This is a genomic window from Aquimarina longa SW024, assembly GCF_001401755.1.
Taxonomy (GTDB): domain Bacteria; phylum Bacteroidota; class Bacteroidia; order Flavobacteriales; family Flavobacteriaceae; genus Aquimarina; species Aquimarina longa.
Genome location: NZ_KQ474100.1, coordinates 215,939 through 231,773 on the forward strand (window position 1 = coordinate 215,939; position 15,835 = coordinate 231,773).

The following is a 15,835-nucleotide window of genomic DNA, read 5'->3' on the forward strand; positions in this document are numbered from 1 at the left end:
AATTTATAATGAAAAAGTATATACTACTACTTGCTGTTATGACTATACTATCTTGTGAAGATACTCTAGAACAACGTTTTTCTGACTCCGTAGATGCACGAGAAGCAATTACCGACATAAATTCTTTAAAACTAGCAACAAACGGAGCTTATGCTTTATTAGCAAACCCTGCCCACTATAATAGAAGTTTTGTGTTATTTCCCGAAATTATGTCAGATAATGCATTTATAGATGCTTTTGATAACACAGGTAGATACCTTGATTTTGATAATTATACTTTAACAGCAAATAATGTTCGTGTAAATGAAACTTGGAATATGATGTCTCGTATTATAACGACAACTTCAATTGTTATTAGAGAGGCAAATAAAGTATCTTTTCCTGAAACTGTAACAGAAGATGTTGACCAGTATATAGGCGAAATGTATGCTTTAAGAGGTTTAGCGTTTCATAATTTTCAATTGTTATATGCACAGCCTTATAACTTTACAACAGATGCCTCTCATTTAGGTGTTCCAATACCAGATTTTGAATTATTAGGTAATGGAGCAAATATTCAAGAACTAGCAAGAAGTACAACAGCTAATGTATATAAACAAATCACTAATGATCTGTTAGAGGCTATTAATTTAATGCGAGTAGGGACAAACCCAGCTAAGATGGATCGTAATGCAGCTAAAGCATTATTAGCAAGAGTATATTTGCATATGCAGAACTGGAAAGAAGCAAGAGATATGGCAGCTGCAGTAATTGATAATAGTGGTAAAAAATTACTTACAAGAGAGGCATACCTTGCAAGTTGGGCAGAAGATTCAAATGTAGAAACGCTATTTACAATTTCGAACAAAGAAACTGATAGTACTAGAAAAAGTTCAATAGGGTATTTTTACCTAACCTATAGAGATGCTTTTGCCACAGATAATTTTAAAGATATTTTATCTGATACAGATATAAGAAAAGAACTTTACCCAACTAAAGATGTTGTTAATTTAGTGAAAAAATTTCCTCGTACAGTTACAAAAGATGATAATATACAGGTTTTACGCCTTTCAGAAATGTATTTAATAAAAGCAGAAGCACATGCTCAATTGAATGAAACGGTAGATGCTCAACAAGCACTAGATGTGATTATTCAACGAGCAGATTCTAATACTATACCACCATCAACAGAAACAGGACAAGCACTATTAGATAAGATTTTAGTAGAAAGGAGAAAAGAACTGGCTTATGAAGGTTTTAGGCTTTTTGATCTTACCCGTTATGGTATTACTTTTAATAAATTTAAACAGGATACAGCCCCCATTTCAATTGTAGCTCCATCTAACAAGACAATATTACCGATACCAATTAAAGAAATTAATGTAAATCCTAATATTGCGAATCAACAAAATCCTGGGTATTGAAAACAAAAAGGGAAGAAGTAGTAGTTTATTAAAAACGTTACTTTTTTAAGTACATATATTACTAACAATCAAATTTGTAATGGATGAATTATAAAATTTTGAATGAAAATTTAGTATACAAAGGCTTCTTAAAAATAAAAAAAGCTATGATTACACATGATTGTTTTCATAAACAAGAACCAGTAACATGTTTTAGAGAGGTGTTAGATTGTACAGGATGTGTTGCTGTTTTAGTATACGAAAAAGATACAGAGTGTTTTATTTTAATTAATCAATTTCGTTATCCAACGATAAAAAGTGGTAGTGGTTGGTTTTTAGAAATCCCAGCAGGAAGTTTAGAAGAAAATGAAGAACCAGTAGTGTGTGCTATCAGAGAAGTTGAAGAAGAAACAGGGTATCAGGTAGATAATTTAGAACATATAACTACATTTTATGCTAGTCCAGGAAGTTCTTCTGAACAAATGTATTTGTATTTTGGAGTAGTCACAAAAAAAGATAAGATATATCTAGGAGGAGGTTTACAAACAGAAGATGAAGATATTAAAGTATGTAAATACCATCTATCAGAATTAGATTCGTTATTACAACCAGAAGGAATTAATGATGCAAAAACTATTATAGCACTTCAGTGGTTTAAAATGAAAAAATTGCCTTTAATCAAAGATATTTAGATACGAAACTTACGTTTTTATAGTACAGAATACTACGCAATATTTTAATAAAGAATTGATGTTACCAACAATCAAGAGTAACCCTAACCTTTTTTAATTTTTTCCAGATTTGGTGCTCAGGGGATTTCGGTGATATATTAAATAACACTAAATGTCTATTTGTCTCTTTACATTGTCTATATTCTACAATACTATTTAGATGAATTTGTTTTTTTGTAGCCAAAAGATCATAAGTTAATATCTTACCAATGTATACAGAGTCATTCACTTTTTCAAAAAAAGCTTTAGATTTAGAAATTTCTTTTAAAGATGTTTTATTATTTTGGGACATTGTATTTATAACCCCATCAAAATAAATTTCCAGTTCAGATTCTAGTTTTGTGGCAGATAATTGAGGATCTTGATTTAGATCCCATAAAAACACGTAAGAAAAATAATCAGAAGAAGCTTCTTTTTTCCATTCTGGAGTATAGCAAATATATTCGTTACCAGAATATTGTAATGATGGGGCGAATTTTAAAGGAAACTTACTGATTTTATTGCCCCAGTGGTTAGGAATATATAATAAATTTTCAACCTTATTTTGATCCTTACATTGAGAAAATAGAAGTATTATAATTATTAAAGGTATGGTTTTTGCAATTGACATAATAAAGTAGTATTTTAAACGACAAAAGTACGAAATTGTATAATTACATATTTTTAATAAATTTGTAATACAGGAAAAAAAGAATACAAAACCTACAAAAATGAATTATTATAGAACACTTTTACTATTAGTATTCGTAATTCAGGTAGCCCCAGCTCAAACTGAACAAGATCGAATAGAAGCCGAAATTATTAATGTCCAACGTACTATTGTAGCAAAATTGACAGGACATGAACCTATAAAAGGGAAAAAAAAATTAACGAGTAGAGCAAGTAAAGCCGATAGGAAAACCTCTGCGGATTTTTTATTTAATTCACTAAAAGACATTGGTGTAAAACCAGAAAGACATGTCTATAATGTAAAAAATAAAAAAGGAAATATTTTTAGTGGAGTTAATGTTTATGCAGAGATTCCTTCTACTAATGGTAGTGATGAGTATGTTGTAATTGCAGCACATTACGATACTGTAGAGAATAGCCCTGGAGCACTGCATAATGCTACAGGGATTGCAATAGCATATTATGTTGCTAAAAAACTAACAGAACTTAAAGCTCGTAATAAGAATTTTATGATCGTATTTTTTGATCATTGGAAAAATAATATGGTAGGTGCCCGAGTATTTACTAAAATGCTAAAAGATAAAGAGTATAAAATTCATTCAATGCATCGATCCGATTATATGGGATGGGATAATGATGAAGATAGAGCTATTGAAATGTTAGCATCTAGCCTTAGTTTAGAATCATTGTATCGTATAGAATCTCCTGTACCAATATATAAAAGAACAGTTGCTACTCCTGAGAGTAGGTTTTTTGCTAATTTTGGTTTCGAAACAGTTACACTCACAGCAGAATTAAAAAATGCTGATAATTCGCCATATATACGACAGAGTGAAGATAAATATACAACTGTTAATTTTAAGTATTTAGCTTCGACTACTAATATCGTATATAAAGTTATGAAATCTTTAGCTCTTGCTATAAATTAATCAACAACCTCGGAGAAAACTCACAAAATATACGTTTCAAAAAATATATTTTATTTTTTGAAACGAATCTAGGTATAATAAAATCCTCTATGTAATCATTAAAAGAGTTTTTACCTTAGTAAAAACTCTTTTAATGATTTATAATTCTTTATAAGAATACTTTTCTTTTCTTTATCCATTACCTTTTGGATTTGTGGAGGTATTGTTATTGTTGTATCCAATGTTTCTTCCACAACATCTAAAAATTTTACAGGATGAGCTGTTTCTAAAAATATACCATAATCATTAGTGCCTAGTTTATGTTTTTTAAGCCCTAAATATCCAATAGAACCATGTGGATCTGCGATATATCCAGATTGATCATGTATTGTTTTCATAGCTTCTTTAGTTTGTTGGTCATTAAAACTATAAGCAGAGAAATTATTTTTTAGAGTTGTAAAACTATCATTGAACAGCTTTTGTATTCTAATAAAATTACTAGGATTTCCTACATCCATTGCATTAGAGATTGTAGCTATAGAAGGTTTAGGAGTATATTCATTAGTTTCTAAATATCTCACAACGGTATCATTACTATTAGTAGATGCTACAAAATGTTTTACAGGAAGCCCTAATTTATACGCTACAATTCCTGCGCAGATATTCCCAAAATTACCACTAGGTACAGAAAATATAATATCTTTATTTTTATGTTTTACTTGCTTGTAAGCAAATAAGAAATATAGTAATTGGGGTAGCCATCGCGCTACATTTATAGAATTAGCAGAAGTTAATTGTTTATGATTTGTAATACTAGTATCTAAGAAGGCTGTTTTTACCATATCTTGGCAATCATCAAAAACACCATCAACCTCTAAAGCTATTATATTTTGCCCAAGAGTAGTTAGCTGTTTTTCTTGTATATCACTTACTTTTCCTGTAGGATAGAGGATAACTACATCTACTCCTTTAACTCCTAAAAAACCATTTGCTACAGCACCACCAGTATCTCCAGAAGTAGCAACGAGTACAGTTACTTGATTTTTATTATTTCTATTAAAATACCCTAAACATCTTGCCATAAAACGTGCTCCAACATCTTTAAAAGCCATTGTTGGTCCGTGGAATAACTCTAATGTTCCTATAGTATTTTCAATTTCTACAACAGGAAAATCAAAACTTAGTACATCAGAGAGTATATCTCTTAATTCTGTTTCAGGGATTTCTTCTCCTACGAATTGCTGTATTGCTTGATACGCTATTTCTATATTGTCTAAGCTTTCTATATTTTCGAAAAATGATTTAGGTAATGGCGTTATATTTTCGGGAAAATATAAACCTCTATCAGGTGCTAAACCTTTTATAACAGCTTCAGAAAAGCTTACTTTAGGAGCATTATTGTTTAAACTATAGTATTGCATTATTTTATATTTCTTCTATTATTTTAATTCCTTTATTGTTGATTCTTGAGATATGAATATCAAAATCAAGTCCTGTTTTACGATATACTTCATGTATTGCATCAGCAACATTATTGGCAGTCTCGAGACCTCTGTTTAAAGCAAAAATCGAAGGTCCAGAACCAGATATACCTGATCCTAATGCTCCTTGTTCGGTAGCAACAGCTTTAACAGTGTCAAATTCGGGAATTAAGATGGATCGTAGCGGCTCTATAATAACATCTTCTAAGCTTCTACCGATAAGATCATAGTCCTCTTTATATAATCCAGCTATTAATCCACCAACATTCCCCCATTGATGAATAGCCTTTTTTAAGGTGATTTTATGTTTGATTACAGATCGAGAATCTGATGTTTTTACTTCAATTTGTGGATGAATTACTGTCATAACAAGATCTGTTGGAGAATGTAATTTTATAATATCCAAAGGATCATAACTACGTACTAGAGTAAATCCACCAAGTAGGGCAGGAGCTACATTATCAGCATGAGCATTGCCACTTGCTAGTTTTTCACCTTCCATAGCGAACTTAACCAGCTCTTGTGGAGTATATGGAGTACCTAACAGATGATTTACAGCCCAAACTGCACCAGCACTACTGGCTGCACTACTTCCTATGCCACTACCGGCTTTAATTTTTTTATAAATCTCTATAGTAATACCAATATCTTTTCCATATGCGGCTAGGAGAGCTTCAATAGCAACACCAGCAACATTTTTATGGGTTTCTAGAGGGAGATCAGCACCATCTATTTTAGTGATTTTTATACCAGGTTTTTCAGTTAATGAGATTACCATTTCATCACCAATAGTATCTAAACAGCATCCTAGAACATCAAAACCGCAAGAAAGGTTGGCAACTGTAGCTGGAGCAAATATTTTAATGGATTTCATTTAAATTCTTTTTTATCTGATTTGTACACAATACTTTTTTTAAAATAGAGAGGTTTATTTCTTACCAATCCTAATGATATCTGCAAAAATACCAGATGCAGTAACCTCAGCACCAGCACCAGCACCTTTAATAATTAGAGGCTGTTTAGGATATCTATCTGTATAAAAAAGTACGATGTTATCACTTCCCTCAAGATTATAAAAAGGATGATCTTTTGGAATATGTTGTAACCCTACTTTTGCTTTACCAGATTCATATTGTGCAACATACTTTAAGCGACATTCTTTTGTATTAGCTTCTGTTAGGATTTTTTTAAAATGTGCTTCATTTTCTTTTAAAGATTCTAAAAAATCATTTACTGTTGATGATTCTACACTTTCTTTAGGAAGAAAAGCATCATTCTCTATGTCCTCTAATTCCATAATATTTCCACTCTCTCGAGCAAGAATCAGAATTTTACGAGCTACATCTACACCACTCAAATCAATTTTGGGGTCAGGCTCTGTATATCCTTGTTGTTGTGCTTGTTTTACAATATCATGAAAAGTAACACCTTCTATATAATTATTAAAGACAAAATTAAGACTACCAGATAACACTGCTTGTATTTTGTGTACATTATCTCCAGAAGCGATTAGATTATTTAGAGTATCAATAATCGGTAAGCCTGCTCCAACATTAGTCTCATATAAAAATGAGGCATTAAATTTTCTTGATAAATCCTGTAGCTCCTGATAATTGTTATAGTCATCAGCACAGGCAATTTTATTACAAGTTACGACAGCCATACTTTCTGCTAGGTAGTGTTTGTATATTTTGGCTATATCAGGATTAGCAGTATTGTCTACAAATATAGAATTACGTAGATTCATTTCTTTTACTTTGGTAAAGAATAATTCTGCATTTGCTTTTTCTCCTTTTGATAATACTTCTTGCCAAGAATCAAGGTCTATTCCGGTTTCGTCAAAAACCATCATTCTAGAATTAGAAATTCCTGTAATTCGTATTTTTAATCTTAATTTATCTTTAAGATATTTATTTTGTTGTTTAAGTTGTTCAATCAATTTTCCACCTACATTTCCTACGCCAGTGATAAAAAGGTTAAGTTGCTTAGTTTTTACTTCAAAAAACTCTTCATGTAATATATTTAGAGCTTTTTTAATATCCTTTTTGGCTATGACTACCGAGATATTTTTTTCTGAAGCTCCTTGGGCAATTGCTCTAATATTCACATTATTTTTACCAAGAGTACTAAACATTTTTCCACTTAATCCTTGATGATGATACATATTATCACCAACTAATGCTACAATAGCTACTCCATTTTCTATTTTTACAGGATCTAGTTTATGTTTAGAAATTTCAAATTCAAAAGCTACATCTAGTATGTTTTTAGCTTTTTCAGCTTCATTAGTATTAACAGCCAAGCAGATAGAATGTTCAGAAGAGGCCTGTGTAATTAGAATAATATTTATATTTTCTAAAAACAAAGCTTCAAAGAGGCGTTTAGAGAATCCGGGAATTCCTACCATACCACTTCCTTCTAATGAGATAACTGTTATGCTATCAATATGACTAATTCCTGTAACAGCTTTTTTTCTATCATCAACTTTTCTAGTAATCAAAGTACCTTTATCGAGAGGCTTAAAAGTGTTTTTAATAACTATAGGAATATCTTTTTCTAATACAGGGTGTATTGTAGGAGGGTAGATAACTTTAGCTCCAAAATGAGATAATTCCATAGCTTCTTGGTACGAAATATGATGTACTGGTTTAGCTTGTTTAACTAATTTTGGATGTGCTGTATACATACCACTGACATCTGTCCATATTTGTAACTCATTAGCATTAATAGATGCTGCAAGAATAGCTGCGGTAAAATCAGAACCACCTCTTCCTAATGTTGTAGGTTCTCCATCTTGTGTACTAGCTATAAAACCGGGGAAAAGACATATTCTATGCGTATTAGTATTTTTAAGTTCTTTGATTCTATGATTCGTTTCATTGTAATCTATAGTAACCTTAGAATTTGTAGTTTTAATAATAATATCACGAGAATCTTTTAAAGTGATATCCAATTCTTTTATTTTGGCTGCTTCAGTAATAATATATGAAGATAGTAATTCACCAAAACTCGAAATAACAGCAGTAGTTTTTACAGAAAGTTCTTTTAATAGATAAACACCTTCGCATAATGATTCTAAAATGTTTAGTTGAGCTTTAACTTTACTAATTATTGCACTCTGAGATACAATTGGAATAAGAGCTTTTACAGCATCTAAATGTCTTTTTTCTATCTCTACTAATGTATTTTTATAATTCTCGTTATTTGCAGAAGCCTCTTCACCAGCTTGTAATAAAAGATCGGTAATACCTCCCATTGCAGAAACAACGACATAAAGTGGTTGTTTTTTGGATTGCTGTTTTATGATTTGTATAACATTTTCTATAGTAGTTGCATTTGCAACAGAAGAACCTCCAAATTTTAGAACGTTCATAGTATTTAATTAATTGAAATTAATATTAAAAGGTTTTTTTAGTAATTCTTTTTTGAATTACAAATTTTTACGTGGTGATATATAGATAGATTAACCCCTAAGGGTAATAATTGTTGTAATAGAAATGATAGAAGAAACCCTAGATATGATAATCATTCCTAGAGAAGGTAATAAAGCCGAAATAAAAACTGTATGAAACATTTTGTTTGCTTTACTTTGTGAACTCAAATGTATACTTTTTTACTTTTAGAGAAAATTAAATTAATCGAAATCTTAAACTTTTATTAATTCTATATTTTAAGAATTATTTAATTACGAAATTCATAAATGAATATATAAAAAAATAATTGATGTTTGATTTAATTATATTGAACTCGATTTTTAAAACAAGGTCATTAGTTTAATTTATTGTTAGATGATTATTATAATAACTATATACTTATGAAAATATTTTCTGCAGAACAGATGCGTATGGCAGATGAAGCTACTATGCTATCAGAAAAGATGACATCATTAGAGTTGATGGAAAGAGCAGCTTCACAAATTTTTAATTTAATTCATGAAAGACTACAAGGGTCTCCAATTTTAATACACGTTTTTTGTGGTATAGGAAATAATGGAGGCGATGGTTTAGTAATCTCTCGATTATTATTAGAACATGGATATAATGTAAAGACATATATTGTAAATTTTAGCGATGATAGGTCAAAAGATTTTCTTGTTAACTATGACAGATTAAAAGAAATAGCTAGTGAATGGCCTACACAGCTTAAATGTGAAGAAGATTTTCCACAATTGCAACGTGAAGATATGATTATTGATGCAATTTTTGGTATAGGACTTAACAGACCTATTGTACCTTGGGTCGTTTCATTAATTAAGCATCTTAATACTACGGGGTGTTTTACACTCTCTATTGATATCCCTTCGGGGTTATATACAGATAAAGGACCTGATGATCCAGAGGGAGTAATTTTTGCAGATGTAACAGTTACATTTCAATTACCAAAATTGGTTTTCTTTTTACCAGAAACAGGAGGATATACTCAAGACCTAGAAGTTATTGATATAGGATTAGACCGTGATTTTTTAATTCAGAATAGAGGTATTGGTATCCTAATGAGTAAAAATGAAATTGTATCATTATATCGACCTAGGCATAAGTTTAGTCATAAAGGAACGTATGGGCATTGTGTTATTATAGGGGGGAGTTATGGTAAAATCGGAAGTGTTGTTTTGGCAACTAAAGCGGCATTAAGAACAGGGGTAGGTTTAGCGACTGCATATATACCAGAGTGTGGATATGAAGTAGTACAAATAGCAGTGCCCGAAGCTATGGTAATAGCAGATAGTGATGATGAGTTAGAAGAAATTACCCTTAATTTTAAACCTGCAGCTATAGGAATAGGAATTGGTATTGGAACTAGCGAAAAAACAGTAAAAGCTTTTGGAGAGTTTATCAAAGAAAACGAGTCTTCTCTTGTAATAGATGCTGACGGAATTAATATCCTTGCCAAAAACCCTGATTTCCTAAAGATAATACCTAAGAGGACTATTCTTACACCACACCCTAAAGAATTAAAACGATTAATAGGGGAGTGGGAAGATGATTTTGATAAAATCAAAAAAACACAAGAGTTTTCTAAAAAACATAACTGTATTATAATTATTAAAGGAGCTAACTCTATAACTGTTTTTGAAGATCAATTATATGTAAATACAACAGGGAATCCAGGAATGGCAACAGCAGGAAGCGGAGATGTACTCACAGGAATGATTACTGCTTTACTTTCGCAAGGATACCCTCCTTTACATGCTGCTGTTTTTGGTGTCTTTTTACATGGTAACTCAGCAGATATAGCAATCCAAAAAACTGGTTTTGAGGGACTAATAGCTAGTGAGATTATTTCTCATATTGGACCTTCATTTTTAGAGTTATTTAAAAGACCAAGTAATGAACAACCCAAAAAGTGATTAAATTAATAATCCATTATATAATTCATTTAGACTTTTGTATTTAAACTCTGACTTTTAACTCAAAACAAAAGTCTAAATGGATTTATTTCTATTTATTTTTATCTAGATAATTACTTAAACTATCTAAAGTATCACCCCAGAATTGTTCATAGAATTTTAGCCATTGGTTAATTTCTTTTAGGGGGTTAGTATTAGCATAACAAAAGCGCTCTCTTCCTTTAGTATTTATTTTAACTAAACCAGCATCTTCTAAATTTTTTAGGTGCTTAGTAACCCCCTGACGACTAATATCGAACTGACCTGATATTTGAGTAATAGGTAAAGCTGTTGCAGCTACTACCAACGCATGAAAAATTTCACGTCTGGTAGGATCTGCTATAGCTTTTAATATTTTGGTAATTCTATCTTGCATGTACTGTATTTTTTAGGTATTCTAATAGACCTAATATACAATTATCCCATCCGCTATTAAAACTAGTAAACATAGAAACAGCAGTATCACCAGAATAATTAGCAATTCCTGAGTGTTCTAAATACAACTTAGTACCTGTTTCTGTTTTTTCTAATTCCCATTTTACTACCGTCTCTACATTGGTATTAGCAACAATCCATGTATAAATAAGAGTATATGGATCGGCCTTTTTTACTTCTCCAGTGATTTGAGGGCAGTTTTGTTCTTTTGGAGCAGTAAAAGTATATTTATACCCAACTTCTGCCTTAAAATCAGCATTAATAAACCAAGTAGAGATTTCTTCTTGTATAGTAATGGCATTCCATATAGTATCAATAGGATGATTTAATACCTGTTCTTTACGAATTACATTTTTCATTTTAATAGTTTTATGTTAAACAATATACATTAATATGCAACTTTATGGTTGCTAATTTAAACATATTGATTTATATATGCAGCTATTTGGTTGCTTTTTTTTAAAAAAAACCTCCTTATCAGTTTTTTTAAGAAAAATTTAGGAGTTAATTATCAAAAATAAAATAGTTTAAAACTACAGAAAGTATACTTATTTATTTTTGAAACAATACCTTCATCTCACAGAAGTATTATTTTGATAGGAGGGATTACCTTTTTTTGGTTATTAGAATATGCAAGACCTCTATTTAAGATATAACTATAAAAAGTTAAAGCATACTTTGCCTAATTTTTTTAAACACTAACTACCATTGGCATTAATTTTGTTTTTGCATTAATTTTACTTAGAACAAGTGATTGGGCGATATATAATAAATTTGGAATACTACAATGGTTCAATATACCATTAGCTATGAGGATAATACAGATAATTATGTAGATACCACTACAGCAAATAGGCATCATCCAGTAGAGAGTGTTATTCGTTTTATATTTACAACATTGGCTGTATTTATTTTGGGTACTCCAATTTCTATACTGATGATATATCAATCTTTATCAGTGGTGTTTTCTCAATTTAATCATGCTAACATTTCTTTGCCAAAAATATAGATCATATAATAAGATGGGGTATTGTTTTACCAGATATGCATAAAGTACATCACCATTATAAGTTACCATATACAGACACTAATTATGGAAATATCTTTTCTGTTTGGGATAGAGCTTTTGGTACTTTTTCTAAAATTAAGAATAATAATTTAGAATATGGATTAGATACACATCCATATATAGATTGTAATACGCATATTATCAAGTTGTTAAAACTTCTTTTTTACAAATACAAAAAAACTACAGGTGAAATTCCTGATTCAAGAAAACATATAATTTAAAAATTATATAATTAAAATAATTTATATTAATTATTGTTTATTTATACAAAAAATTGTGATATATTTAATATATATTATTAATAATATGTTAAAACCTAATAATTAATTTGATTATAAATTACTCTTAAAACTATGAAAAAAAAAATCTTATTATTGGTGCTATGCACCATAAGTATTTCTCTTTTTGGACAAAAGAGAAGTAAAAAACTAGCTAATGAATACTTAAATCTTAAAGGAGAAGTAATATTCAGTTTTAATATAAAAAACAAATCTGATTTAGGAAGTATTACAAAAGAACTGGCTATTGTACATTACGATGAAACTACTCGAAAAGTAAAAGTAATGGCTAATAAATCTCAATTTTCTTCTTTTTTGAAAAAAGGAAAACCTTTTACTGTTTTACCAGAGGATAATATAGTAGGAGAAAGAAAAATGACCTCTGGTTTAACTAGTAAAGCAGGAACTCTTTCTCTCACTACTTTTCCTCTCACTGCATATCCAACATACGCAGATTATGAATCTATGATGAATACGTTTGCAGCCAATAATCCATCTTTATGTAAAGTAGAAAATATAGGAACTACTGGCGAAGGGGATAAATCAATACTGTTTGTGAAATTATCAGATAACGTTAATCTTAATGAACAAGAACCAAGAGTAATGTATACATCTTCGATGCATGGAGATGAGATAGCAGGATATCCTATGATGCTTAATCTGATTGATTACTTATTAAAAGCATATACTACTACCAGTCATCCAAAACATGCCGAAATCAAGAATCTATTAGATAATAATGAAGTTTGGATTAATCCATTAGCAAATCCAGACGGTACTTTTCGTAATAGTGCAGATAATACATCTGTTGCTAATGCTACAAGAGGAAATGCTAATAATGTAGATTTAAATAGAAACTACCCCGATCCTGATGATGGAGCACATCCTGATGGTAATATATACCAGACAGAAACAATTGCATTTATGAATTTTGCAGATTCTAAACATTTTGTATTATCAGCAAATTTCCATGGAGGAATTGAATTGATTAATTATCCTTGGGATACATACGCAGGGGCACATCCTGATAAAGATTATTTTGTTCATATCTCTGAAGAATATAGAGATTTGTGCCAAGCAAACAGCCCATCTGGATATTTTGATGACAGAAACAATGGAATCACAAATGGTTATGCATGGTATGAAGTACAAGGAGGGCGACAAGATTACCAGATATACAACCAAAAAGGAAGAGAGGTAACAGTAGAATTATCAACTAATAAAACACCTGCTGCTAATCAATTAGTGAACTTTTGGGATTATAATAGAGATGCACTAATTGCATTTTTAAAACAAATAAATTATGGAATAAGAGGAGTGGTAACTGATGCTATAACAAATACACCTATAGAAGCTAAAATAACTGTTATTGGTCGCGAGAGTTATGAATCATGGACTCCAACAGAATTACCAGAAGGAGATTATTACAGACCAATAAAGGCAGGGACTTATGATATTTTATACGAAGCAGAATGTTATGAATCAGTAACACTAACAGGAGTAACTATTGCAGATTATACATCTGTAGTTAAAAATGTACAATTAAATCCAATAACAGGCATAGCACCTTCTGGACTAGTAGCATCTGATATAAAAGCAACAACACTAACCTTAAACTGGGATACTAATTCTGCTACTGCATATGATATTCGATATCGTATGATTGGAGATACAAATTGGACTACAGTATCTTCGAATATTAATACAATTAATGTAACAGGTTTAACAGCAGCTACTGCATATGAAGCTCAGGTAAGAAGTAATTGTATAGGAGCAGCAAGTTCTCCGTATAGTACATCAGTAAACTTTACAACAGCAGATCCCCAAGCGTGTACAGGAATAACTAGTTTTCCTTATAAAGAAAGTTTCGAGACTAATTTAGGGCTTTGGACTAATGCCGCTGGAGATAATATTGATTGGACTCGTGATTCTGGAGGAACACCTTCATCATCGACAGGTCCTTCAACAGGGCAAAAAGGAAGTTATTACCTCTATACAGAAGCTTCAACGAATGTAACCCCTGCAGGGAGCCCTAATAAAACAGCACTTCTCAATAGCCCATGTATTGATCTAACAACTCTTTCTGGTGTTTCTTTAAAATTTGGATATCATATGTATGGATCTCATATGGGGACAATGGAGGTTTTAGTAAGTGCTGATGATGGTGCCAGTTATACTTCATTATGGACAAAGAGTGGAAATCTTGGAAATAGTTGGAAGCAAAAGACTATTGATCTTACAGCATATGCTGGTACTGTAATCAAATTACAGTTTAAAGGAGTTACAGGAACAAGTTATAGAAGTGATATGGCAATAGATAATATTAGAATAAAATCTGTTACTCCAGATACTGAAGCTCCATCCATACCAGCCAATCTTACTATAGCATCAGTTACTTCAACAAGTCTTGATCTTTCTTGGAACGCATCAACAGATAACACAGCAGTATCTGGATATGACGTATATCAGGGAGCATCCTTATTAACTACAGTGACGAATACAAATTATAGTGTAACAGGTTTAACTGCTAATACAGCATATATGTTTTCTGTAAAGGCAAAAGATAGAGCAGGCAATATTTCTGAGTCTAGTACTACAGTAACAGGAACTACTCTAGAGGAAACAATTGTATATTGCTCTTCTAAAGGAAATAATGTAACTTATGAATATATTGATTATGTAGGTTTAGGTGGTATAGCAAATACAACAGGAGCTAATGCAGGTTATGGAGATTTCACTAATCTTACAGGAACGATTGGGTATGGAGCTAACACTATTGTATTAAAAGCAGGTTTTACTAATGCAGCATATAAAGAATATTGGAGTGTTTGGATTGATTATAATCAAAATGGCTCTTTTGAAACCACAGAACAAATAGTATCTAATTCATCTAGCAGTTCCACCAATCAATCTTTTAATTTCAATGTAGCTACTACAGCCTTATCTGGTACAACTAGAATGAGAGTATCAATGAGATATAATACAGCCTCAGGAGCATGTGATACATTTACCTATGGAGAAGTAGAAGACTATAGTATAAATATAGATCCAACATTACTATCTAAAAATAATGAATCTTCCATCGCTACTAGTTTTAATGATTTGGTATTATATCCAAATCCAGTAAAACAAGGAGTTTTACATATTAAAAATGTTCGCTTAAAAAATGTATCGTTCAAAATAGTGAATTATATAGGGCAAATAGTAATGCAAGATCAATTCTCAGGTCATGGGATTAATGTAAAGAATTTACCTAATGGTATGTATATGATGGAGATTAATGTAGGCTCTAAGAAGATAATCAAAAGATTTATTATAACCAATTAATTGAATATAGATATTTTACAAAATAAAGAACTCGTTTTGATTTTTTAGCTTACACCTAAATATTATAATTTTATAAAGTGCTTACTAGTTTAGATGAGTTCAAAGTAAAAACTTCTGAAAAGTTAACTTTTTCAGAAGTTTTTTTATTGGATGCATAAATTAGAGGTTT

Annotated in this window: 11 protein-coding genes and 1 pseudogene; 6 read left to right on the plus strand and 6 right to left on the minus strand. The window is 30.8% G+C overall.

Annotation, left to right across the window (positions count from 1 at the left end; genetic code table 11):
* The first annotated feature begins 8 nt into the window (after positions 1 to 8).
* Both N456_RS13525 and N456_RS13530 read left to right on the plus strand, forming a co-directional pair.
* Positions 9 to 1,403: a RagB/SusD family nutrient uptake outer membrane protein gene (locus N456_RS13525; protein WP_062058087.1), complete on the plus strand. Its 1,395-nt coding sequence runs from the start codon at positions 9 to 11 to the stop codon at positions 1,401 to 1,403.
* Between the two features lie 83 nt (positions 1,404 to 1,486).
* Positions 1,487 to 2,074, plus strand: a complete 588-nt coding sequence (locus N456_RS13530; protein ID WP_062058090.1) for an NUDIX domain-containing protein — start codon at positions 1,487 to 1,489, stop codon at positions 2,072 to 2,074.
* A 61-nt stretch (positions 2,075 to 2,135) separates the two neighbouring features.
* Here N456_RS13530 and N456_RS13535 read toward each other — a convergent pair whose 3' ends face one another.
* Positions 2,136 to 2,723: a hypothetical protein gene (locus tag N456_RS13535; protein WP_062058093.1), complete on the minus strand. Its 588-nt coding sequence runs from the start codon at positions 2,721 to 2,723 to the stop codon at positions 2,136 to 2,138.
* Positions 2,724 to 2,823: 100 nt separating this feature from the next.
* On the opposite strand from N456_RS13535, the gene N456_RS13540 reads away from it, so the two are divergent.
* Entirely contained in the window at positions 2,824 to 3,711 is an 888-nt protein-coding gene (locus N456_RS13540) for a M28 family metallopeptidase (RefSeq protein ID WP_062058096.1), read from the plus strand.
* Positions 3,712 to 3,821: 110 nt separating this feature from the next.
* Here N456_RS13540 and thrC read toward each other — a convergent pair whose 3' ends face one another.
* The 3 genes from thrC to thrA are packed head-to-tail and all read right to left on the minus strand — an operon-like array spanning position 3,822 to position 8,544.
* Positions 3,822 to 5,111 carry a threonine synthase gene (gene thrC / locus N456_RS13545; RefSeq protein ID WP_062058099.1) on the minus strand — a complete coding sequence of 430 codons (1,290 nt, stop codon included), beginning with the start codon at positions 5,109 to 5,111 and terminating at the stop codon, positions 3,822 to 3,824.
* Between the two features lie 4 nt (positions 5,112 to 5,115).
* The gene (locus N456_RS13550) at positions 5,116 to 6,045 is read right to left on the minus strand and encodes a homoserine kinase (protein ID WP_062058102.1); all 930 of its coding nucleotides are present in this window, start codon (positions 6,043 to 6,045) and stop codon (positions 5,116 to 5,118) included.
* 54 nt (positions 6,046 to 6,099) lie between these two features.
* The gene (thrA, locus tag N456_RS13555) at positions 6,100 to 8,544 is read right to left on the minus strand and encodes a bifunctional aspartate kinase/homoserine dehydrogenase I (RefSeq protein ID WP_062058105.1); all 2,445 of its coding nucleotides are present in this window, start codon (positions 8,542 to 8,544) and stop codon (positions 6,100 to 6,102) included.
* Positions 8,545 to 8,985: 441 nt separating this feature from the next.
* Here thrA and N456_RS13560 point away from each other — a divergent pair, with 441 nt between their 5' ends.
* A complete protein-coding gene (locus N456_RS13560; RefSeq protein WP_062058108.1) occupies positions 8,986 to 10,518 on the plus strand; it encodes a bifunctional ADP-dependent NAD(P)H-hydrate dehydratase/NAD(P)H-hydrate epimerase in 1,533 nt (510 codons plus the stop codon).
* A gap of 91 nt (positions 10,519 to 10,609) precedes the next feature.
* On the opposite strand, the gene N456_RS13565 is transcribed toward N456_RS13560, so the two are convergent.
* Both N456_RS13565 and N456_RS13570 read right to left on the minus strand, forming a co-directional pair.
* Positions 10,610 to 10,933 carry an ArsR/SmtB family transcription factor gene (locus N456_RS13565; RefSeq protein WP_062058111.1) on the minus strand — a complete coding sequence of 108 codons (324 nt, stop codon included), beginning with the start codon at positions 10,931 to 10,933 and terminating at the stop codon, positions 10,610 to 10,612.
* A complete protein-coding gene (locus N456_RS13570) occupies positions 10,923 to 11,351 on the minus strand; it encodes an SRPBCC family protein (RefSeq protein ID WP_062058114.1) in 429 nt (142 codons plus the stop codon). Before N456_RS13570 ends, N456_RS13565 begins: the two co-directional genes overlap by 11 nt.
* A gap of 195 nt (positions 11,352 to 11,546) precedes the next feature.
* Between N456_RS13570 and N456_RS25415 the strand changes: the two are divergent.
* Together N456_RS25415 and N456_RS13580 are read left to right on the plus strand one after the other, a co-directional pair.
* A pseudogene (locus N456_RS25415) lies at positions 11,547 to 12,282 on the plus strand (sterol desaturase family protein).
* 132 nt (positions 12,283 to 12,414) lie between these two features.
* Complete coding sequence (locus tag N456_RS13580) at positions 12,415 to 15,666, plus strand: M14 family zinc carboxypeptidase (protein ID WP_062058118.1); 3,252 nt, start codon at positions 12,415 to 12,417, stop codon at positions 15,664 to 15,666.
* Positions 15,667 to 15,835: the final 169 nt, after the last annotated feature.